This window comes from Oscillibacter valericigenes (assembly GCF_021531915.1).
In the GTDB taxonomy this organism is placed as follows: Bacteria; Bacillota; Clostridia; order Oscillospirales; family Oscillospiraceae; genus Oscillibacter; species Oscillibacter valericigenes_A.
Window position 1 is genome coordinate 1 of record NZ_JAFBIV010000025.1, and the last position, 19,452, is coordinate 19,452.

The 19,452-nt window shown below is 60.5% G+C and carries 19 protein-coding genes and 1 pseudogene; 9 read left to right on the top strand and 11 right to left on the bottom strand.

Going from position 1 to position 19,452, the window contains the following annotated elements; translation table 11 throughout:
- Positions 1 to 743, bottom strand: a pseudogene (locus JQM66_RS11600) (stage II sporulation protein E); the annotation flags it as partial.
- 201 nt (positions 744 to 944) lie between these two features.
- Between JQM66_RS11600 and dusB the strand changes: the two are divergent.
- The 4 genes from dusB (at position 945) to JQM66_RS11620 (ending at position 4,121) form a co-directional block, all read left to right on the top strand.
- The gene (dusB, locus tag JQM66_RS11605; protein ID WP_235230032.1) at positions 945 to 1,916 is read left to right on the top strand and encodes a tRNA dihydrouridine synthase DusB; all 972 of its coding nucleotides are present in this window, start codon (positions 945 to 947) and stop codon (positions 1,914 to 1,916) included.
- Positions 1,913 to 2,527 (top strand): sigma-70 family RNA polymerase sigma factor, encoded by a 615-nt coding sequence (locus JQM66_RS11610; RefSeq protein ID WP_235230033.1) that lies wholly within the window; start codon positions 1,913 to 1,915, stop codon positions 2,525 to 2,527. The genes dusB and JQM66_RS11610 overlap by 4 nt, the downstream gene beginning before the upstream one ends.
- Entirely contained in the window at positions 2,524 to 3,360 is an 837-nt protein-coding gene (locus JQM66_RS11615) for an anti-sigma factor family protein (protein ID WP_235230034.1), read from the top strand. The genes JQM66_RS11610 and JQM66_RS11615 overlap by 4 nt, the downstream gene beginning before the upstream one ends.
- A gap of 251 nt (positions 3,361 to 3,611) precedes the next feature.
- Complete coding sequence (locus JQM66_RS11620) at positions 3,612 to 4,121, top strand: QueT transporter family protein (protein WP_235230035.1); 510 nt, start codon at positions 3,612 to 3,614, stop codon at positions 4,119 to 4,121.
- A gap of 57 nt (positions 4,122 to 4,178) precedes the next feature.
- Here JQM66_RS11620 and JQM66_RS11625 read toward each other — a convergent pair whose 3' ends face one another.
- The 7 genes from JQM66_RS11625 to JQM66_RS11655 all read right to left on the bottom strand — a co-directional run bounded on the left by JQM66_RS11625 (position 4,179) and on the right by JQM66_RS11655 (position 14,335).
- Positions 4,179 to 4,979: a hypothetical protein gene (locus JQM66_RS11625; RefSeq protein WP_235230036.1), complete on the bottom strand. Its 801-nt coding sequence runs from the start codon at positions 4,977 to 4,979 to the stop codon at positions 4,179 to 4,181.
- The gene (locus JQM66_RS11630; protein ID WP_235230037.1) at positions 4,976 to 5,452 is read right to left on the bottom strand and encodes an RNA polymerase sigma factor; all 477 of its coding nucleotides are present in this window, start codon (positions 5,450 to 5,452) and stop codon (positions 4,976 to 4,978) included. Before JQM66_RS11630 ends, JQM66_RS11625 begins: the two co-directional genes overlap by 4 nt.
- A 108-nt stretch (positions 5,453 to 5,560) precedes the next feature.
- The gene (locus tag JQM66_RS11635) at positions 5,561 to 5,974 is read right to left on the bottom strand and encodes a signal peptidase II (RefSeq protein WP_235230038.1); all 414 of its coding nucleotides are present in this window, start codon (positions 5,972 to 5,974) and stop codon (positions 5,561 to 5,563) included.
- A complete protein-coding gene (locus tag JQM66_RS11640) occupies positions 5,968 to 8,631 on the bottom strand; it encodes a translation factor GTPase family protein (protein WP_235230039.1) in 2,664 nt (887 codons plus the stop codon). The genes JQM66_RS11635 and JQM66_RS11640 overlap by 7 nt, the downstream gene beginning before the upstream one ends.
- Before the next feature lie 320 nt (positions 8,632 to 8,951).
- Positions 8,952 to 11,462: an ATP-binding protein gene (locus tag JQM66_RS12710; protein ID WP_235230040.1), complete on the bottom strand. Its 2,511-nt coding sequence runs from the start codon at positions 11,460 to 11,462 to the stop codon at positions 8,952 to 8,954.
- A gap of 34 nt (positions 11,463 to 11,496) precedes the next feature.
- Positions 11,497 to 13,383, bottom strand: a complete 1,887-nt coding sequence (locus JQM66_RS11650) for a 5'-nucleotidase C-terminal domain-containing protein (RefSeq protein WP_235230041.1) — start codon at positions 13,381 to 13,383, stop codon at positions 11,497 to 11,499.
- Between the two features lie 70 nt (positions 13,384 to 13,453).
- Positions 13,454 to 14,335 (bottom strand): response regulator, encoded by an 882-nt coding sequence (locus JQM66_RS11655; RefSeq protein WP_235230042.1) that lies wholly within the window; start codon positions 14,333 to 14,335, stop codon positions 13,454 to 13,456.
- Between the two features lie 267 nt (positions 14,336 to 14,602).
- On the opposite strand from JQM66_RS11655, the gene JQM66_RS11660 reads away from it, so the two are divergent.
- Together JQM66_RS11660 and JQM66_RS11665 are read left to right on the top strand one after the other, a co-directional pair.
- Positions 14,603 to 14,974 (top strand): Hpt domain-containing protein, encoded by a 372-nt coding sequence (locus JQM66_RS11660; protein ID WP_235230043.1) that lies wholly within the window; start codon positions 14,603 to 14,605, stop codon positions 14,972 to 14,974.
- Between the two features lie 264 nt (positions 14,975 to 15,238).
- Positions 15,239 to 15,598, top strand: a complete 360-nt coding sequence (locus JQM66_RS11665; protein ID WP_235230044.1) for a hypothetical protein — start codon at positions 15,239 to 15,241, stop codon at positions 15,596 to 15,598.
- A gap of 8 nt (positions 15,599 to 15,606) precedes the next feature.
- Here the strand turns inward: JQM66_RS11665 and JQM66_RS11670 are convergent, their stop codons facing one another.
- Together JQM66_RS11670 and JQM66_RS11675 are read right to left on the bottom strand one after the other, a co-directional pair.
- Positions 15,607 to 16,338: a heparan-alpha-glucosaminide N-acetyltransferase domain-containing protein gene (locus tag JQM66_RS11670; protein WP_235230045.1), complete on the bottom strand. Its 732-nt coding sequence runs from the start codon at positions 16,336 to 16,338 to the stop codon at positions 15,607 to 15,609.
- A gap of 62 nt (positions 16,339 to 16,400) precedes the next feature.
- The gene (locus JQM66_RS11675) at positions 16,401 to 16,697 is read right to left on the bottom strand and encodes a hypothetical protein (RefSeq protein ID WP_235230046.1); all 297 of its coding nucleotides are present in this window, start codon (positions 16,695 to 16,697) and stop codon (positions 16,401 to 16,403) included.
- Positions 16,698 to 16,800: 103 nt separating this feature from the next.
- Between JQM66_RS11675 and JQM66_RS11680 the strand changes: the two genes are divergently transcribed.
- The 3 genes from JQM66_RS11680 to JQM66_RS11690 all read left to right on the top strand — a co-directional run bounded on the left by JQM66_RS11680 (position 16,801) and on the right by JQM66_RS11690 (position 19,177).
- On the top strand, positions 16,801 to 16,968 hold the full coding sequence (locus JQM66_RS11680) for a ribbon-helix-helix domain-containing protein (RefSeq protein ID WP_235230047.1): 168 nt from the start codon (positions 16,801 to 16,803) through the stop codon (positions 16,966 to 16,968).
- A 161-nt stretch (positions 16,969 to 17,129) separates the two neighbouring features.
- Positions 17,130 to 18,710, top strand: coding sequence for a peptide chain release factor 3 (locus JQM66_RS11685; RefSeq protein ID WP_235230048.1), 1,581 nt, complete (start codon positions 17,130 to 17,132; stop codon positions 18,708 to 18,710).
- A 2-nt stretch (positions 18,711 to 18,712) separates the two neighbouring features.
- Positions 18,713 to 19,177, top strand: a complete 465-nt coding sequence (locus tag JQM66_RS11690) for a GNAT family N-acetyltransferase (RefSeq protein WP_235230049.1) — start codon at positions 18,713 to 18,715, stop codon at positions 19,175 to 19,177.
- A 41-nt stretch (positions 19,178 to 19,218) separates the two neighbouring features.
- Here JQM66_RS11690 and JQM66_RS11695 read toward each other — a convergent pair.
- Positions 19,219 to 19,452, bottom strand: a 234-nt coding sequence (locus JQM66_RS11695) for a hypothetical protein (protein ID WP_235230050.1), incomplete at its 5' end; no start/stop codon positions are given.

Below are 19,452 nucleotides of genomic sequence, written 5' to 3' on the forward strand. Positions count from 1 at the left end.
TCACGGCAGGTCTGGGCCTGGCGGCTCCCCGCCAGCAGCCCCGCCAGGCCCAGACCTGCCGTGAAGATACCGCTGCCGGTTCCCGCGCAGAGGTCCGCCGTCAGCCCCAGGCCCAGGCCTGTCCAGGCCCCCGTGACGGCCCCCCGCTCATAGGCCGTCCAGGCCAGCAGCACGCACAGCAGCGTCCGGCCGATGGAGAGGCCCAGGATCTCCAGGTCCGACAGGGCCAGCAGTAGTGCCGCCGCCAGGAACACCGCTCCGTCTGCCGGGGCGGGGACGCCCTCCGGCTCCAGCACCGGGCGGAAGAACCAGGCGGAGACCCCGGTCAGAGCCGCTGCCGCCAGACAGGGCGTCAGCTTTTCCAGGGGCGACAGGGACTGGATCACATAGATGCCCCACACGGCCAGGGAAAGCCCCCCTGCCGTCAGGGCCAGCACCTTGGGCCGTATCAGGGCGGGGCTGCCCCGGAAGGCCGTGGCCGCCGTCAGGATCAGCACGGCGATGGCCAGGTGAGGCAATGCCTGGGCGAACTCCATGAACAGCAGCGCCCCCACACCGGTCCCTGCCAGGGCAGCGGCGCCCCCCAGCCCCGGTCCTGCCGCCGCCACCAGTCCCAGGGCGAAGGGGGCGTACCCGCCCGCCGTCTGGCTGGCCGTCAGGGCGGCGCCCAGGAAAAAGCGGATGCCTCCCCCCAGCAGCCGCGCCGCCTGTTCCCTCTGCAACGTGATCGGACCGTGTTCCACAGCTTGTCCCTCCCGCAATGATGATTTTCCACTATTTTACAGGATACCCAAGGAAAATCCCGTCGGGAAATGAAAGGTTTCAAAATTTGGAGTTTTCCAAAGAGGATGCCCTTTCAAATGTGGTCGCCAGCCCGAAATGCTGGACTTTTATCCCTTGCCATGATAGTATAAATTGTATTTTTGTGCGAAAGGAGATCGCCCATGCGCATCGGCAATGTTGAGATCAACTCCCGGCTGGCTCTGGCCCCCATGGCCGGCGTCACGGACGTGGCCTTCCGCCAGATCTGCTCTGAGCTGGGAGCGGGCTACACGGTCACGGAGCTCATCTCCTCCAAGGCCCTCTGCTACCACGACAAAAAGACCTTCGCCCTGCTGGCCCAGTTTCCCGGGGAGCACCCTGCCGCCGTCCAGATTTTCGGCAGCGACCCGGTCTGCATGGCAGAAGCCGCCCAGATCGCCATAGAGGCCACTGGGGCGGACATTCTGGACATCAACATGGGCTGCCCCATGGGAAAAATCGTGAACAACGGCGACGGCGCGGCCCTGATGAAGGACCCTGACAAGTCGGGCCGCATCGTGGAGGCCGTGGTGAAGGCCCTGCCGAACACCCCCGTCACCGCCAAGTTCCGCCGGGGCTGGGACATGGGCAGCTGCAACTGCGTGGAGTTCGCCCGGACTCTGGAGCAGGCGGGCGTCTCCGCCGTGGCGGTCCACGGCCGCACCCGGGCCCAGGTCTACGGCGGACAGGCAGACTGGAACTGCATCCGCCAGGTGAAGGAGGCGGTCTCCGTCCCCGTTATCGCCAACGGCGACATCTGGAAGCCGGAGGACGCCGCCCGCATTTTGCAGCACACCAAGGCCGACATGGCCATGATCGGCCGGGGCTGCTTCGGCAACCCCTGGCTGTTCCAGCAGGCCAAGGCCGTGCTGGAGGGGCAGCCCGTGCCGCCCCTGCCCAGTCTGGCGGAGCGGTGCGACACCGCTGTCCGGCAGTTTGAGCTGGCCGCCCAGTCCAAGGGCGAGCGGGTGGCCGTGCTGGAGGCCCGCCGCCACTACTGCTGGTATCTGAAGGGCGTGCCCCACTCCGGCTACTACAAGGAGCAGATCGTGCAGATGAGCACCCTGGAGGATGTATACCGGGTGACCAGGGGCATCAAGAGGGACCTGACATGACCGAGAAACAGGAACAAAACTGGATCGATGATGCCCGCCGGGGAGACCAGGAGGCCTTTGCCCAGCTGGTGCAGCTATACGAAAAGCGGGTCTATGCCCTGACGCTGCGGATGTGCAAAAATCCGGCGGACGCGGAGGAGGCCGCCCAGGAGGCCTTTCTGGCGGCCTGGCAGGGGCTGGCCTTCTTCCGGGGAGAGTCCAGCTTCTCCACCTGGCTGTACCGGCTGGCCTCCAATGCCTGCGTGGACCTGCTGCGGCGGGAGGGCCGCCACCGCTCCGCCGCCGGTCCCTCCCTCAACGACGAGGAAGCCGCCATCGACGTGGCGGACGACGCCCCCTCCCCCCACGCTCTGGCGGAGCGGGCAGAGCTGCGGCAGCAGATCGAGGCGGGCCTTGCCGCCCTGCCGGAGGAGTACCGCCAGGTGCTGATCCTGCGGGAGATGCACCAGCAGACCTATGACGAGATCGCAGAGATCCTCTCCCTGGACCTGGGGACGGTAAAATCCCGCATCAGCCGGGGCCGGAAGCGATTGCGAAAAATTTTGCTGGACAGCGGGAACTTTTCTGCATTCCCTGCGTCAAAACAAGCAGAAAAGGAGGGCTGCAAATGAGATACTGTGACGATTACGCGGCCCTGCTGGACCTGTATGTGGACGGGGAGCTGTCCCCGGAGGAAATGAGCCGTGTCCGGGACCACCTGGACCAGTGCCCCGCCTGTCAGGCCTACGTGGACGACGCCCTGGCCATCCGGGCGGCTTTCCCTGATGCGGAGGATGTGGAAGTCCCCGCAGGCTTTGCCGAAGGCGTCGTGGCCCGCATCCGGGCGGAGGCCGTTTCCCATGCGGATGCCGCCCCTAAGAAGAAAACCCCTACCCCCTGGCGGAAGGTGCTGCCCACTCTGGCGGCCTGCTGCGCCCTGGTGATCCTGCTGCAAAGTATTCCTGGCGTGTTCTCTGGTCGCAAGGAGAAAGCGGCTCCTGCATCCGCCGCTATGGACACTGCCGCCCCGGCCATGGCCACGGAATCCGCTTCGGAAGAGAAAGCCGAGGCCGCTGTGGAAGAGCCTGCCGCTATGATGGACCGGCAGATGGCCGCTGGCAGCGATACCGCCGCCGTGGAGTCCAACAGCAGCATTGACCCCACGGAGGACGCATCCCCCGCCGAATGTGCCGAGCCCCAGGAGGCGGAAAAGGGCGCAGGGCCGCATGTCTATTTGACCTCCGGGACTGTATACACCTCTGTTCTGACCCTGCCCCCGGAGGGTGCGGAGCTGATGGCGGCGTATACACCCATGTCCGAGAGCAGCACGGAGGTTCAATATGAGCTGACGGCCCAGGAGGCCGAAGCGCTGCTGGTCCAGCTGGAAACCGCGTCTTTCTCCTATCAAAGTGAAGAGGGCATTGACCCCACCACCGACATGGTGCTGGTGATCCTCTCCAAATAAGCAGCTGGCCCCGCCTTTTCAGGCGGGGCCTTGTTTTTCCTCTTGCAATCTCCCGGCGGCCATGATATACTCCCTACTTGACAGGTGCCATCTCCCTGTCCAAGCGTCCGGTTTCGGGCGTTCGTTCGGCAAAGCCTGGCGGATTTGCCGTTCTCTAAACAAAAAAATGGAGGTTACGCGGGCCTTTCCCGCGTGTTTTGCTGCGATTTTGCGCCAAAGACCTCCACACCATCAAAAGGAGGTCTTTTTTCATGTCCAAATCCCGCTTTACCACCCGCCAAGTCGCCACCGCCGGCATCATCGCCGCCGTCTATGCCGTTATGAGCCTGTGCGCCTCGGTGTTCGGCATCGCCTACGGCCCCGTCCAGTGCCGCTTCTCCGAGGCCCTGACGGTCCTGCCCTTCTTCCTGCCGGAGGCCATTCCCGGCCTGTTTATCGGGTGCCTGGTCACCAACCTCATGAGCACCGTGGGGCCCCTGGACATCATCTTCGGCTCCCTAGCTACCCTGATTGCCGCCATCTGGACCCGGAAGATGCCCAACAAGTGGCTGGCCCCCCTGCCTCCGGTCATCTGCAACGCCGTCATCATCGGCGCCATGATCGCCTGGTACGAGGTAGGCTTCACCGGCGCTTTCTGGGGCGCCTTCGCCTTCAACGCCTTCACCGTGGGCCTGGGCGAGGCCATCGCCTGCTACGTGCTGGGCCTCCTGCTGCTGCAGGTGCTCTCCCGCTCCTCCCTGCTGCGTGGCCATCAGGCATAAGAACTCCTCCCATGATACGAAAGGACAGCGCCTGTACAGGCGCTGTCCTTTTTGGATTCAGCCGATGAATTCCAGTCCGGTGCCCTCCACAAAGGCCTCTGCGGCGGCAGGGTCCGCCTTGCTCGCATCCAGCGGCAGGGTGAACAGGGCTCCCTGCACACCCTCCGCCAGGGAAATGCTGCCGTCCTCCGCCGTGGGGAAGGTAGCAGGATTGGGAACGCCGCCCTCATAGATGGCAAAGTACACCGTGTGGTCCGCGAACATCTCCAGGTTCTGGGTGTCAAACAGATAATAGGCCACACCGTCCTGCACAAAGGACTGGCAGGTGGCGCCCAGTGTCCAGGCGTTGACGGCGCTGACGTGATAGCCGCTCACCAGAGGAGAATAGCTCAGGCCATCGGGCAGTTCCTCCAGAGGCTCCCCATCGGTACGGGCCAGGGAGAACACCGCATAGGTGCGGTCGCTGACCAGCTGTCCGTTGTATTCCGCCGGAGCCCTGGACAGGTCCTTGCCGGACACCAGGCCCGCCAGGGTGACGGTATAGTCCCCCACCTGGGCGGTTTCCTCCAGAAGGACTGCGTCCTCACTGTCAAAGGCCGCCGCCAGAACGGGGTCCTCCAGCCGCTCCGCCACCTGGGCGGGCGTCAGCCACAGCATCACCGCGGACACGGACACCGCCAACAGGGCGATGGCGGCGGCGATCAGCACCGCCAGTTTCTTCGTTTTTCCAATATACATACTATGCTCCTCCTTTTCCTGTTCCCGGAGCCGGTCCCGCAGCAGCTCTGTGGTACGGTCCCGGAAATCCGGAGAAAAGGGGATGGCGTCAAAGGCCTTCCGATATGCTTCCCGGTTCATTCGATCTCCTCCTTCAGGCTCTGCCGCAGCCGCTCCCGGCCGCGCGCCAGGCGGGTGCCCACCGTGGCGGCGGGCAGGCCCAGCAGCTTTCCGATCTCTTTCAGGGAATATCCCTCGTAGTAGTGGAGGTGGATGACGGCGCCGTACTTCTCCGGCAGCGCCCGGACCGCCGCCAGCAGCCGGTCCTCCAGCTCCGGGGCTGATGCCAGCAGGGCTTCCTCCAGCGGGACATTCCACCGTGATGCCGCCTTTCGCAGGTCGGCGGCACGGTGAAGGGTGGTGCGGATGAGCCATGCCTTTTCGTGCTCCGCGTCCCGGAAGGACGGGTGGGCCGTCAGCAGCTTCAAAAACACCTCCTGGACCACGTCCTCCGCGTCGGCGGGGTTCTCCAGGCGGGTGCAGGCCAGGCGCAGCAGCATGGAGCTGTATGTCTCCACCAGACGACTGACCTCCTCTGCCCCGGTCAGGGCCATTCTTCCTCACTCCCTTTCTTTTTGACGGAAGCCGGCTCCATGGCGTCGGCCGCCGTCACCCTAAACACGAAACAGCCGGGCGGATTTTTTCACCGCCCGGCTGCTTTTTTACCGTTTTTTTCGGGACATCAGGCCGACACCGCCCAGGATGATGGCGAAGTCCGCCAGGTTGAAGACGTAGCGGCTCCACCGGCCCGGCGCTTTGGGGAACTGGACGTAGTCGTAGACCTTTCCCTGCCGCAGGCGCTCCAGCAGGTTGCTGAGACCGCCCCCCAGCACCAATCCCGTGCTGACCGGGTGCTCCTTCCGCTTGTTCCACAGCACCCCCAGCAGCACCACCGACGCGGCGGTCACCACATCACGCCCGATGGGCAGGCTGAACGCAGCCCCCTCATTCCACAGGGCCTTCAGCCGCACCCGGCCGCCGGCGTGCTCCTTCTCCCGGCGGCTGGGCCGGTCCAGATACCACCGGGCTGCCACGCAGCCGCCCAACGTCAATGCCGCAATGAATGCTGTCAGCATGGTGATCCCCCCTCCGTGCCCTCCAGGGCCTTTTCCATGGCGGCCCGCACGGCCCCCTGCTTTGTCTTTTGGTTGTTGCGGTCCAGCACGCCGCTGATCTGCCCCCGGACCCGTTCCATCTCCTCGTGGAAGCCGGTGGCGGACACCCGCAGGGCGCCGTGGCCCAAAATGATGAGCTGCTCCGGGCCGTCGGAGGTGGCTACCTTGACCCGGTGCTGTTTGCCGATCTCGTAGGTGGCCTTTTCGATATAGGCGTCCGCCGTCTCGGCCTCCTTGGTGTAGACCACATGGATGTTGTGGTACTTCTCCACGCTGCCCAGGCCGCCCTTGACCTTGTAGGCGTCGAAGACAACGATGACCACGCACTTCTGATAGCCCTGGTAGTTGCACAGCAGGTCGCACAGGGCCTTCCGCGCCGCGTCCAGATTGTCCCGGGCGATGGCTTTCAGCTCGTCCCAGGCGAAGATGATGTTATACCCGTCCACCAGCAGGTATTCCGGGCCGGACACCTGCTCCCGGATGGCCCGGGCGGAAGCTTCCGTCACAGGGCGCTTCGGCTCCCTTGGCGGGGTAAAGGCCTGCCGCTTCACGGGGCCGTAGGTCCGCTCAAAGATGGCCTGCAGCTCCTTGTCCTGCTCCATGGTGCCCGCGTAGGTGCTGGGCCGCCGGGTCTGGGGTGCCGCTTCCGGTTCCGGCTTCTTTTGGCCCAGCCGCAGGCCGCTGTCCACATGGGCCCGGGCCGGGACCTCGTTCCACTTCACATTGACGCCCGCGCCATGGGAGCAGAACACGGAATCCGGGGGATTGTCCACGTCCCGCTCCGGGTCGTAGCCACTGGCCGCCACGATGGTCTCCTGGTCGGCGCAGGGACGGTAGCCCGCCGGGACGCACAGCAGCCGTCCCCGGCCCCGGGTGTAGGCCGTGACCTCCCGGGCGTAGTCCCGCAGGGCCGCCACGGGGGCGGACCCGGTGAGGGTGGTCTCCTCCCAGAAGGTCTCCGGGGGATCTACCTCCCCATTCATCCGCTGCAGGTCGCTCATGGCACGGCCCACCTGGTCGGCGGGCAGCTCCAGCCGGAACTCGTACCAGGGCTCCAGAAGAATATTCTCCGCCTGCATCAGGCCCTGCCGCACCGCCCGGTAGGTGGCCTGGCGGAAGTCACCGCCCTCGGTGTGCTTCTCGTGGGCCCGGCCCGCCGCCAGGGTGATTTTCATGTCGGTGATGGGGGAACCGGTCAGCACGCCGGGGTGTTCCCGCTCCGCCAGATGGGTCAGGATCAGCCGCTGCCAGTTCAGGTCCAGCTCGTCCGTGGGGCAGGCGGTGCCCAGCACCAGGCCGCTGCCCCGGGGACCCGGCTCCATCAGCAGATGGACCTCCGCATAGTGCCGCAGGGGCTCAAAGTGGCCGATGCCCTCCACCGGGGCCGCAATGGTCTCCCGGTAGCAGATGGCCCCCGCACCGAAGGCCACCTCCATGCCGAACCGCTCCTGAATGAGCCGCTGCAAAATTTCCAGCTGCACCTCGCCCATGAGCTGGATGTGGATTTCCCGGGCGGCCTCATTCCAGACGATGTGGAGCTGGGGGTCTTCCTCCTCCAGCTGCCGCAGCCGCAGCAGGGCCGTGTGGGGGTCTGTGCCGTCGGTCAGCCCCACCTGATAGGTCAGCACCGGCTCCAGCACCGGGCCTGTCCAGGGCTCCTCAAAGCCCAGGCCCTCCCCCGGTACGGTCCGGCTGAGGCCCGTCACCGCCACCACCGTCCCGGCGGGAGCCTCCTCCACGGGGCGGAACTTCACGCCGGAATAGACGCGCAGCTGGTCCGCTTTTTCCTCCCAAACCTTGTCCTCCGGCAGGCCCGGACGGCAGTTGGTCAGCAGGTCCTTCACCCGCAATGTGCCGCCGGTGACTTTCAGATAGGTCAGCCGTGCGCCCTGGCTGTCCCGGGCGATCTTGAATACCCGGGCGCCGAACGCCGCCGGGTAGTCCGGGACGGGGGCGTACCGCTCCAGCCCCTCCAGGAAATCGTCCACGCCCTCCAGCTTCAGGGCGGAGCCGAAGAAGCAGGGGAACAGCTTCCGGGAAGCGATCATGGCGGTGATGTCATCATCGGAGACCTCCCCGGATTCCAGATACCGCTCCAGCACTTCCTCGTCGCAGACGGCGGCCTCCTCCGCCAGCTCCTCCGGGGCCGTGCCGAAGTCCACGCAGCCGCTGTCCAGGCGGCGCTTCAGGTCCGCCATCAGAGCGGTCCGGTCCGCGCCGCTTAAGTCCATTTTGTTGACAAACAGGAATACCGGCACGCCGTACTGCTCCAGCAGCCGCCACAGCGTCCGGGTATGGCCCTGGACGCCGTCGGTGCCGCTGATGACCAGAATGGCGCAGTCCAGCACCCGCAGGGTCCGCTCCGCCTCGGCGGAGAAATCCACGTGGCCCGGGGTGTCCAGCAGGGTCACATCCATGGCAGGCAGAGAGAACTCCGCCTGCTTGGAGAAGATGGTGATACCCCGCTCCCGCTCCATGGCGTCCGTATCCAGAAAGGCGTCCCGGTGGTCCACCCGGCCCAGTCTCCGCAGGGTGCCGCTGCGGTACAGCAGCGCCTCGGACAAGGTCGTTTTCCCGGCGTCCACGTGGGCCAATACACCTATACAACAGTGCTTCATAACACAAAATACTCTCTCATGACAGATTTACAAACCTTCCTAAGCGATGTACTCTTCTCCATCAGCAATTTCCACAAGCAGTTTTCCTCTGCCGGCATCCGGCCATCGCAGTCCGGAATGTGTGTCCTTGTCGGCAGGAAAATTTCTCTCTTGCTCGTATTTGTTTATATTATGGCAGATTTCCTCCAATTCTTCAATGCCGGACTGCAACTCTTTTATGACGCTTTCGAATAACTCCGATATGTTTTGGCACGGAAAAGCAAAGCACCCGATTCAAGGCGCTTTTGACCTTGAATCGGGTGTTTCCGATTGTTCTGATCCTAAACAGGATATCTGTTCAGATTTCTTGCAATCGTCTTTGCGACCTCGTCCATGGCGATCGGCTTGGCGATATGCCCATTCATCCCCGCATCCAGAGATGCCTGCACATCCTCAGCAAAGGCGTTGGCGGTCATGGCAATGATGGGAATCTCGCAGGCATCCGGGCGATCCCGCATGGCGCGGATGGCTGCTGTCGCTTCATAGCCGGTCATCTTCGGCATCATGATATCCATAAAGATCATGTCGAAGGAGTCCGGCGGATTCTCTGCGAAGATTTTGACTGCCTCGATGCCGTCGGCGGCTCTGGTGACCTGAATTCCCAGTTCCTCCAGCTGCACCATTGCGATCTCCGCATTCAGATCATTGTCCTCCGCCATCAGGATCTTCGTGCCTATCAGGTCCACCTTGGCGGCAGGAAGCTCCTGCATCTGAACATTGCTTTCATCGGTAAGCTCCAGGGGGATCTCCACCGTGAAGGCAGAGCCCTCGCCTTTTTTGCTCTCCACAGAAATGGTGCCGCCCATCAGGTCCACATACCGTTTGGTGATGGCCATGCCCAGGCCGGTGCCTTTGTACTGGGTCCGTGCGCCGTTATCCTCCTGAGAAAACTCATCAAAGATATGCTCCACAAACTCCTCGCTCATGCCCACGCCCGTATCCTCGATCCGGTAGCGTACTGTGATATGCCGGTCATCCGCGCCGGGATGGTAGCTGGCTTCAAAGACGATGGTACCGCCGTCCTCCGTGAATTTCACCGCGTTGCCCAGAATGTTCACCAAGACTTCCCGGATGCGCACGGCATCGGCCAGTACGCAGGGCTTCTCCAGTTTGGCCAGATGGGTACGGAATGCGATGTTCCGGTTGGACAGGAAGCCCTGTATGATGCTGAGCACCGTATCTGCCACCGCCGTAATATCAACGGGAATCGGTGCGAATTTGGTCTTGCCGCTCTCGATGCGGCTGATGTCCAGTACATCATTGATCAAGGTCAGCAGATGCTCGGAGCTTTCTCTGATCTTTTCCAGACAGCCTCTCACTTCCGGTTTCGGTTCCTGCTTCATGGCGATGTTGGTAAAGCCGATGATCGCATTCATAGGTGTCCGGATGTCATGCGACATATTGTTCAGGAACGTAGTCTTTGCACGGCTTGCATTCTCCGCCGTATAGACCGCATCCTCCAGCTTCTGATTGATCTTCTTGTCCTTGGTCCGGTCAGACAGATCCAGAATGTATTTCTTCTCACCCTGAATGTCCGTGCAGAACACCACCACACGGAACCACAGCTCCTCGCCGGTCTTCTGATGGATATACTCCCGGTCCCACTCCCGCTGCTCGCCGGGCAAAACGGTTGACAGCTGATCCAAAATATGAACCGATTCGTCCGTCCGGATCAGATGCTCGATCTCATAGATATTCCGGAGGACCTCTTGCTCCGGAATACCCACCAGCTTCTCAATATTGGGGCTGACATATTCCACGCGAAGATCATTTGCATCCACCATCAGGAAGACATCGTCCACATTGATGGACAGCTTGGAGAACAGTTCGTCACGGATCAGCAGCTCATGGTCCTTCCGTTTCAGCTTCTGCCGGTTTTGCTGGATCACCAGCAGCAGAAGCAGCACAGCCAGAGCGGTGGCAATACCCGACACCACCAGCATGGTGGTGGACTGCAGCTTGTTCATGCTGGCATTGACCACATTGGCAGGTACAATGCCCAGAACAGTCCAGTTCTGGAAATTTGCGGGCTCATATACCAGATAATAGGGGCTGCCATTGGCATCGAACACGATGGAGCCGGAATTGCCGACCAGGAAGTCCTCCTGCAGGGTGGTGATCTCCCCGTCGGTCAGGCGCTCTGATTCTTCCAGCAGCGCAAAGAGATTATGGATTTTCTGCATATCCTCACTGCCGTTATCCACAACGATCCGTCCATCGGGCAGAACCGCAAAGGTACTGGCCTGTCCGTCAAAGGCCGAGATCTTCAAGGCATCCACCAGGTCAGAGTTGTTATAGGTAATGGCAATGGCCTCATAGTCAAAGCCGCGGTAGCTGCCATGCTCGGCGGGAATGGCAAACACCATGATCTCCGGCTGATCCGGGACCACGGAGTTTACCACGATGGGCTGATCCCCCAGAATCAGGGTGGCCAGCTGATCCCGCAGATCCAGATAGCCTCTGTCCCCTGACAGTGCAAGATATTCTCCGTTCCGGGAGATGAAATAGAAATCAGTGAAATTGCTTTCCTCCCGGGCCTGGTTGACATAGGCAACGATCTCTTCGTCACTTTCCGCCCTCTCCAGATAAGGAGTCCACATTCGCATACGGCTCCAGTTGACGGAAACCAGATTATACAGCGTCTGGTTCGCCTGGTGGAAGATCTCCGTCAGGTGGGCAGTGCTCTCTTCGTAGATCGTCTGGGAGACAAACCCAAAATAGGTAAAGCCGGCCCAGACCAGCCCAGCGGCCAGCGCAAGGAACAGCAGCAAAGCTGCCAGTCGTTTTTTCACGGCACCTCCCTCCTTTCGGCTTTATTTCAGGGTCTCATTTCCCCTGAAGAATGGTCACATACTCCGTGGGTTCCAGGAACTGTCTCGTTTTCTCCAGGGCCTCCTGCATACACTCCTGGCTGGAGAAATCGTCCACCAGATAGGCCTGGCGCTTCTCCTTCAGGTCGGCGGGCATGGGGCAGTTGCAGAAGGTCTCATGCTCCAGGAAGGTGTCCGCGCCTACCAGCATCAGGTTGTAGGTGGCGTTCTCGTCCAGAGGTTCCCCGTTCACGGTCACCTTCTCCAGCCGGAACTTGCCCCGCTCGTACTCGGTGACGGTGTATTCCAGGCCGCTGGTGACGGGCATCAGGTTGCGGTGGTGAATGGGGTTGGAGCCGTCCTCCTTCACATTCACCAGCCAGTCCATGAACCGCCAGACCTCCTCGCCGGTGTATTCGCCCTGGTAGACAGAATTCCGGGCGGTGAGCACCCACTTGGCCTGCTGCAGGGTGTAGTCCCCGGCATAGATGGAGGTACTGACCGTGGGAGAGAAGCCGATGGCCATGTCCGCCTCCATGGAGGAGCGGATGGTGTTCATCAGAGAGGACGCCGCAGCGCTGCCGTGGTCGGTGAAGTCGTTGGAATAGGCGGTCTCCTGGGTGAACATGACCTCCACCGCATCCGGGTCCTTAAAGTTGGTGATCTGTGCGTTAAAGGCGTCATAACCGGCCTTGGCATCATACTCGCCCGTCATCATCTTGTGCCCCACGTCCTGGGAGACGGCGAACACCTCGGTGGAGGCCAGACGCATATACAGGTGGTTGCTGTCGATGCAGTCCTGCACATACTCAAGGGCAGGGCTGGAGGTGATGTTCACTTCCTTGTTGTAGGACAGCACGGAGGTGCCGTAGGCGACCTGCTTCTGGCCTTCCTCGCTGAAGATGGCAGACAACACCTCCAGCACGGCCTTCCGCTTGGCCTCGTCCCGCTCCACGGTTTTGGACACGGCCAGCTGGCACATGGGGTAGGTCAGCAGCCAGTTGTCCTCGCTGGTCTCGCCGAAGTAGGGCAGGATGACGCTGTTGATGCCCCGCTCCTGCGTGATGTTGTCCGCCAGAGCCGCCGTATTGCGGACCATAGCGGTCTTTCCCTGGTAATAAGGGTCCATCGTTGCGGAAAACCTCAGCTCCTCATCCCCCTGCTCAAAGCGGACGTCTTTCAGGAACTGCTCGTATTTTTCAAACACTTTGGGCCAGACCACGTCGTCCAGACCCACCTGCTCTTCCTCGGTCTCACTTTCGTATGCCATGCGCCACTGGGTCCCCTCCAGGCTCATCAGCTCGGGAATGGCACAGCCCTGCATGGTCTCCAGACAGGTGTAGTCATAGTCCCAGTCGGTCTGATAGCCCTTGATGCCCACCGCCTCGAAAGCGTCTATGGCAGCCACGAACTCGGCATAGTTGGTGGGCAGGGGGATGCCGTACTGGTCAAACAGGTCCTTGTTGGCCATGGTGCAGTCCACTTCGGCGCACATGGGCAGCCACCGGATGGCACCGTTGGTTTCCCGGTTGACCTCCAGATAGCTGGAGTAGAAGGTGCCCGCCACCTCGGTCTGGCTCAGATCCATCAGATGATCGGCCAGAGGAGCCGCGTCGTTCAGGGAGAACCGGCGGCAGGTGATGATGTCCGGGATCTCCTCTCCCCGGGCCAGCAGATCCTTGTAGTACTCCATGGTGTTGAAGCTCTGGATAAAGGTGAACTCGATGTCGGGGAACTTCTTCTCCAGCCAGGGAGACAGCCCCTTGAGCATGGAGCGGTCCCACATATACATGGAGATGGCGATTTTATCGTCCTGTTTCTTGCTGCTTTCTCCGCAGCCTGCCAGCATGGCCGCTGCCATAACGACGGCAAGCAGCAGAGCGATCAGTCTTTTCGTTTTCATCTGTGCTCTCCCTCTCATATTGTCCCTTTGGCTTCTCAGCGTTTTTCTTTTCAGAGCGCTCTCTTTGCTCTTACAGGAATTTCGCCAGGGTTCTCAGCAGGCGGACCGAATTTGTGGGCTTTATAAGGAAATCGTCCATTCCCACAACGGCTGCTCTCTCCCGATCCTCAGGAAACGCATTTGCGGTCAGGGCGATAATGGGAACATTTGCCCGGATCCGGTTCGGCAGCTTTCGGATCTTCATCGTCGCCTCATACCCATCCATGACCGGCATTTCAATATCCATCAGGATAAAATGATAGTAACCGGGCTCATTCGCTTTCACGGCCTCAACAGCTTCGCTTCCATTCCCGGCTTCCTCAACCACGAGGCCGTGATCCACAAGAATTTCCCTCATGATCTCACGATTCAGTTCGTTATCATCCGCAAGGAGGACGTTCTTTCCCTCCAACGCTTCCATGTCCTCTGTCTCTTCCGCAGCCGGCTCATCATTCAGCGATTCACCAAGGGCATAGGAAATGGTTGATTCCATGTTGGTGAGGACCTGCCGGATCTTCTCCAGATATTCCTCAGCTTTGGAGCCGTGTCTCTTGCCGAGCTCCGTATATCCAACTGCACTATTCAGCTCTGTCCGCAAATCCTTTAATGATTTTTTATGGAATTCCGCCGCTTTTCTCGCTGCTTCCAGCTCTCTTTCCAGCAGCTCCATTCTCTCCAGAAGCATCTCATGATTCGCCTGTGAGCTTCGGACGTTGCCGTCCGGGTATTGAAGATTGAACGCGATCGTGACCCCCAACACATCAAGGCACTTCTGAAGTTCTTCAAATGTCATGCTTTCTCTGGCGAGCTTTCTGTACAAAGAAGACGGAAGCATCCCCATTCTCTTTGCCAGGTCGGCCTTTGTGATCCCAAGCTCAGAACAAACGATATTGATTGTTTCTGCTGTCTTCATATCATCAATCCTATCCTTATATACCGTATTATGTATATCGTTTTTAATAGTATAGCATTTTTGACATATATATGCAAGTTCAATTACAAAATCAATTCCTATTTTTTGTAACGTCTTATGGGAAATAAAAAATACATCCTTTGATTGCGTATTGCGGAAGTACATGCTATACTGAAAAATGAATTATTTCCTGATCATGGAATTTGTTTTGTCACTTTCCGTGACTATATCGTCATCTTTGGTGACAAAGGGGGAGGAGGACTCCGGATGACAATTCAGGAGTGTTATCAGAAATTGGGCGGCGACTTTGAAAAGGTAAAAACGCGGCTGCCAAGTGTCAGTCTCATTACGAAATTCATCACCAAATTTTTGGATGACAGCAGCTTTTCTGAACTGTGCCGCGCACTGGAGGAAGGACAGCGGGAGGAAGCGTTTCGGGCTGCGCATACGCTGAAGGGTGTCTGCGCAAACCTCGGTTTTGATCAGCTGGGAGCCTCGGCATGTAAGTTGACGGAATTGCTTCGCCCGGAGAGAAACGGCATTCCTGAAGATGCCGTTTTGATGCTGGATGAGGTAAAACAGGATTATGAGTCGACAGCGAGCGCGATCCGGGCCTATTTGGCGAGCTGCTCCGAATGACCCGCTGCCGGCTGCCCCACTTTTGGCAAAGCCCCTTTTCAGAAGGCAAGCAGCGGACAAGTCCTGAAACAAACTTGCGGGCAGAGCATCACGCTCTGCCCGCATTCTTTAGCCTTCTCCCGGTTTCGCGGCCGTCGGCCTTGTCTGCCCACTCTCCGCAGTATTGATCCGGGCTGCCCCTGCAGGGCACAGAATACATATTGTTCGGCTTCATGTCCATAAAATATGGCAGCTTTCGTATGCGCACAGAATCACCGCCTATTTATGAAAAAGCAGCTGCCTGTTCTGATGAAAACAGGCAGCTGCTCAATCTACGCTCTTATTCTGTTGTCGGCAAGGCTTGCTCTGTCGGGCAGGCATCTGTATCGGGCAGCGCGCCCGCCGTTTTGCGCCGCTGAGTTTCCCTTGAAGCATGGGATCAGCTTTAATCAGGATTTCGTTGTTTTTTTCAGTGATCCCCAGCACTTGATTTCAGTCAAACAGCCTGTGACTATCCTCAAATCCAACTGCTTTTCATCGTTCCAAACCGCACAAAATGCCGGTATTTTCAATTTCCGGACTGCAGCGCAGAGGCTGTGTTCACGCAAAAGCCAGGATGCCAGAACCAGTTTTTTGTGCAAATAACTCCATGTTTATCCCAGCAGCGTACAAACCGCCCACAATACGCCGTAGACCACCGGCTGGTGCAGCAGGTACACCAGCAGGGAATGGCGGCCCAGGGCCGTCACCACCGGCAGGGACAACCGGGGCGGCTCCTGCCGCCGCAGGCGGTACAGGTAATAGCCTGTCCAGAACAGGAATACCCAGGGCAGCAGAGAGAAGTAATCGGTGGAATAAAACGTCGGTTGGGGAAAGCCCAGAAGGGCGGTCAAGTGATTCCGATACCAGCTTTGAGGCAGAGCCAGGAGCCTGACACCCTCAAAGCCCAGATAACCGCTGTTGACCTCCCGGGTCAGCAGGAACAGCAGAAAGCTCCCCGCCAGCCCCGCCCGGGCGGGGATCCGCCGCAGCAGCTGGTCCAGAGGGATGGTCAGCAGGGCCGCGGCGCCCAGCAGGGTCAGCACGCCGCAGAATACCAGATTTTCCGGCATGGCCGCGAAGGTGACAGCGGAGACCAGGGCGCCGCCGCCGAAGACCAGCAGTCCCCGCTTTCCGTGATGGCGGCCCAGGTGCCAGCAGTAGCCGGAGAGGAGGATGAAGGTCCAGCAGATGCTCTGCTGCCAGAGATAGGCCCCGTCGGAGCGGTACCAGTCCCAGTCCGCCCCGAAGAGGTAGACCATGTCCCAGCAGGCGTGATAGGCGATCATGCTGACCAGGGTGATCCCCCGGATGGTATCCAGCCCGTGAAACCGGACCTTTCCCATGGCAAATCCCTCCCTCGAAGGCCGGATGATGGCTCTTATTGTAGCACAGGGCCGCCGGCCTTTCAAGGACTGTCCCCAGCCGTGTCCCGGAAGACCTCCACTGCCCCCAGCTCCAGCCCCATCTGCAGGCCCATCTGGAAAAAGCGCTCCTGGGCGCTGTCCTCCATCGCGTCGTGCAGGTCCAACAGCCGCAGGACCTCCCCGCGCAGGCGGCGGTTTCCGCGGTGTTCCTCCATGAAGCCTTTCAGCAGTGTCTGGTATTCCTCCCACAGCACCCGCTGTTCCGGGTCCTCTTTGGCCCAGGCCCGCCGTCGTTCCCAGGCCAGGTCTGTCAATATTTGCAATGTAGTATTTGTCATTCATGTCACCCCCATATGTACCATATATACACTATATGCGCACTACTTGTCAAGAAAAAATGGGCATGATATAGTGCATATATAGTATCGATGGAGGCAGACTATGGGCGAAGCAGTATTGGTCAACCGAAAAAAGTTCGTATCTTCTCTGGCAAATGAGTTGGTAGAACCGTTCAACGAGCTATCCAAGAATACCCGTATCACCAAGACCCGGCTTCTGGACGAAGCCATTGAGGACCTGCTGAAAAAATACGAGCAAAAGGGCGTTTGACGCCGGTTTTTCCGAGGGAGGGGGCTGCGGCTCCCTCCCTTTTGTCTGTGCAGCGATGTGCCGCTCCGGCGCAGGTTTTCTCCCTCGCCCCCTTGCAAACAGGAAAACCTTGTGGTAAAGTGATTAAGTCTGTACATTTGTGAACAAAAGGAGGCAGTTTCATGCCTACGTTACAAGAAGAAATCACCCGGCGCAGAACATTTGCGATTATTTCTCACCCTGACGCCGGTAAAACCACATTGACGGAAAAATTCCTGCTGTACGGCGGCGCCATCGCCCAGGCCGGTGAGGTCAAGGGCAAGCGGGCCAAGGCCGCCACCTCCGACTGGATGGAAATTGAGAAGCAGCGCGGTATCTCCGTCACCAGCTCCGTCATGCAGTTCCAGCACAGCGGCTTCTGCATCAACATCCTGGACACCCCGGGCCACCAGGACTTCTCCGAGGACACCTACCGCACCCTGATGGCCGCCGACAGCGCCGTCATGGTCATCGACGGCGCCAAGGGCGTGGAGCCCCAGACCCGGAAGCTGTTCAAGGTCTGCGCCCTGCGGCACATCCCCATCTTCACCTTCATCAACAAGATGGACCGGGAGACCCGGGACCCTCTGGACCTGTGCGAAGAGGTGGAGCGGGAGCTGGGCATCGACACCTACGCCGTCAACTGGCCCATCGGCTGCGGCAAGGAGTTCCAGGGCGTCTATGACCGGGAGAAGCAGCGCATTCTCTTCTTCCAGGCCGAGGAGCGGGGCAAAAAGGTCAGCTCCGCCGAGGTGGCCCTGGACGACCCCCAGCTGGAGGAGCTGATCGGCGAAAAGAAGGCCAATGCCCTCCGGGAGGAAGTGGAGCTGCTGGGCGCCGGACGGGAGTTCGACATGGAGGCCGTCCGCAACGGCACCCTGTCCCCCGTGTTCTTCGGCTCCGCCCTGACCACCTTCGGCGTGGAGCCCTTCCTGGAGGAGTTTCTCCGCATGACCACCGCCCCCCTGCCCCGTGTCTCCGACCAGGGGGAAGTGGACGTGTTCAGCGAGGACTTCTCCGCCTTCGTCTTCAAGATCCAGGCCAACATGAACAAGGCCCACCGGGACCGGCTGGCCTTCATGCGCATCTGCTCCGGAAAGTTCCAGCGGGACACGGAATACTACCACATGCAGTCCGGCAAGAAGCTGCGGCTGAGCCAGCCCCAGCAGATGATGGCCGCCGAGCGGGAGATCGTGGAGGAAGCCTACGCCGGAGACATCATCGGCGTCTTCGACCCCGGCCTGTTCGCCATCGGCGACACCATCACGGTCCCCGGCAAGAAGTTCAAATACTCCGGCATCCCCACCTTTGAGCCGGAGCATTTCATGCGGGTGTCCCCCAAGGACACCATGAAGCGCAAGCAGTTTATCAAAGGCACGGAACAGATCGCCCAGGAGGGCGCCATCCAGATCTTCAAAATTCCCGGCGCGGGTCTGGAGGAAGTGATCGTGGGCGTCGTCGGCACTCTGCAGTTCGACGTGTTCGAGTACCGCATGAAGAGCGAGTACGGCGTGGACCTGTATATGACCGGCCTGCCCTATGACCACCTGCGGCTCATCACCAACTGCCCCTGCAAGCCGGAGGACCTGGTGCTGTGCACCGGCTCCGCTATTCTGGAGGACTTCCGGGACCGGCTGCTGGTGGCCTTCGGCGGCGAGTGGTCCGTGGGCTTCCTGACGAAGCACAACCCCGGCCTGGAACTGGCGGATTCCCTGTCGGTGTAAATATGGCAGAGATCAGACGATATGTACCCGGCGACGAGGGCGCAGTGTCCGCCCTCCTGCGCCGGACGCTGCTGGAGGTCAATGCCCACTACTGCCCCAAGGGCGAGATCGAGTGGCTGTATGACCGCTACACCCCGGAGACCGTGGCCCAGATCGCCGCGGACGGCCACATGTATGTGATGACGGAGGACGGCGTCATTGTGGGTACCGGCACCGTGGTGCAGACCGGAGAGCTGGAGTGCGAGATTATCGCCGCTTTCCTGCTGCCGGAGGCCATCGGCCGGGGCCTTGGCACCCAGCTGTTCGATGTGCTGGAGGGCGACGAATGGTGCGCAGCGGCCAAACGCATCTGGCTGACCTCCTCCGTGAACGCCCTGGACTTTTACGAGAAGCGGGGCTATGTGAACCCCAACGGCTACCGCACCCGGGGCGCTGACAGCCTGCTGACCATGGAGATACGGAAATAAAAAGATGCACGGTGAAAACCGTGCATCTTTTTCATATCTGTTTACCGGCGTCCGCCAAAGCCGCCGCCTCCGCGGCTGCCGCCGAAGCCGCCCCCAAAGGAGCCGCCTCCGCCGAAGCCACCGCGGCTGCCGCCAAAGCCACCGCCGAAGGAGCCGCCTCCTCCGAAGCCGCCGCGGCTGCCGCCAAAGGAGCTGCCCCCGAAGGAGCCGCCGCCAAAGCTGCCGCCCCGGCTCCCGCCGGTGGGCGGTCTGCGGGTGGTGCCGCTGCTGCGGGG

Bases quoted from the DNA above. Each gene is read 5' to 3' on its own strand.
- dusB (WP_235230032.1), top strand. From the start codon at position 945: ATGCGCATCGGCAATGTTGAGATCAACTCCCGGCTGGCTCTGGCCCCC.
- JQM66_RS11610 (WP_235230033.1), top strand. From the start codon at position 1,913: ATGACCGAGAAACAGGAACAAAACTGGATCGATGATGCCCGCCGGGGA.
- JQM66_RS11615 (WP_235230034.1), top strand. From the start codon at position 2,524: ATGAGATACTGTGACGATTACGCGGCCCTGCTGGACCTGTATGTGGAC.
- JQM66_RS11620 (WP_235230035.1), top strand. From the start codon at position 3,612: ATGTCCAAATCCCGCTTTACCACCCGCCAAGTCGCCACCGCCGGCATC.
- JQM66_RS11625 (WP_235230036.1), bottom strand. From the start codon at position 4,979: ATGAACCGGGAAGCATATCGGAAGGCCTTTGACGCCATCCCCTTTTCT.
- JQM66_RS11630 (WP_235230037.1), bottom strand. From the start codon at position 5,452: ATGGCCCTGACCGGGGCAGAGGAGGTCAGTCGTCTGGTGGAGACATAC.
- JQM66_RS11635 (WP_235230038.1), bottom strand. From the start codon at position 5,974: ATGCTGACAGCATTCATTGCGGCATTGACGTTGGGCGGCTGCGTGGCA.
- JQM66_RS11640 (WP_235230039.1), bottom strand. From the start codon at position 8,631: ATGAAGCACTGTTGTATAGGTGTATTGGCCCACGTGGACGCCGGGAAA.
- JQM66_RS11650 (WP_235230041.1), bottom strand. From the start codon at position 13,383: ATGAAAACGAAAAGACTGATCGCTCTGCTGCTTGCCGTCGTTATGGCA.
- JQM66_RS11655 (WP_235230042.1), bottom strand. From the start codon at position 14,335: ATGAAGACAGCAGAAACAATCAATATCGTTTGTTCTGAGCTTGGGATC.
- JQM66_RS11660 (WP_235230043.1), top strand. From the start codon at position 14,603: ATGACAATTCAGGAGTGTTATCAGAAATTGGGCGGCGACTTTGAAAAG.
- JQM66_RS11665 (WP_235230044.1), top strand. From the start codon at position 15,239: ATGAAAAAGCAGCTGCCTGTTCTGATGAAAACAGGCAGCTGCTCAATC.
- JQM66_RS11670 (WP_235230045.1), bottom strand. From the start codon at position 16,338: ATGGGAAAGGTCCGGTTTCACGGGCTGGATACCATCCGGGGGATCACC.
- JQM66_RS11675 (WP_235230046.1), bottom strand. From the start codon at position 16,697: ATGACAAATACTACATTGCAAATATTGACAGACCTGGCCTGGGAACGA.
- JQM66_RS11680 (WP_235230047.1), top strand. From the start codon at position 16,801: ATGGGCGAAGCAGTATTGGTCAACCGAAAAAAGTTCGTATCTTCTCTG.
- JQM66_RS11685 (WP_235230048.1), top strand. From the start codon at position 17,130: ATGCCTACGTTACAAGAAGAAATCACCCGGCGCAGAACATTTGCGATT.
- JQM66_RS11690 (WP_235230049.1), top strand. From the start codon at position 18,713: ATGGCAGAGATCAGACGATATGTACCCGGCGACGAGGGCGCAGTGTCC.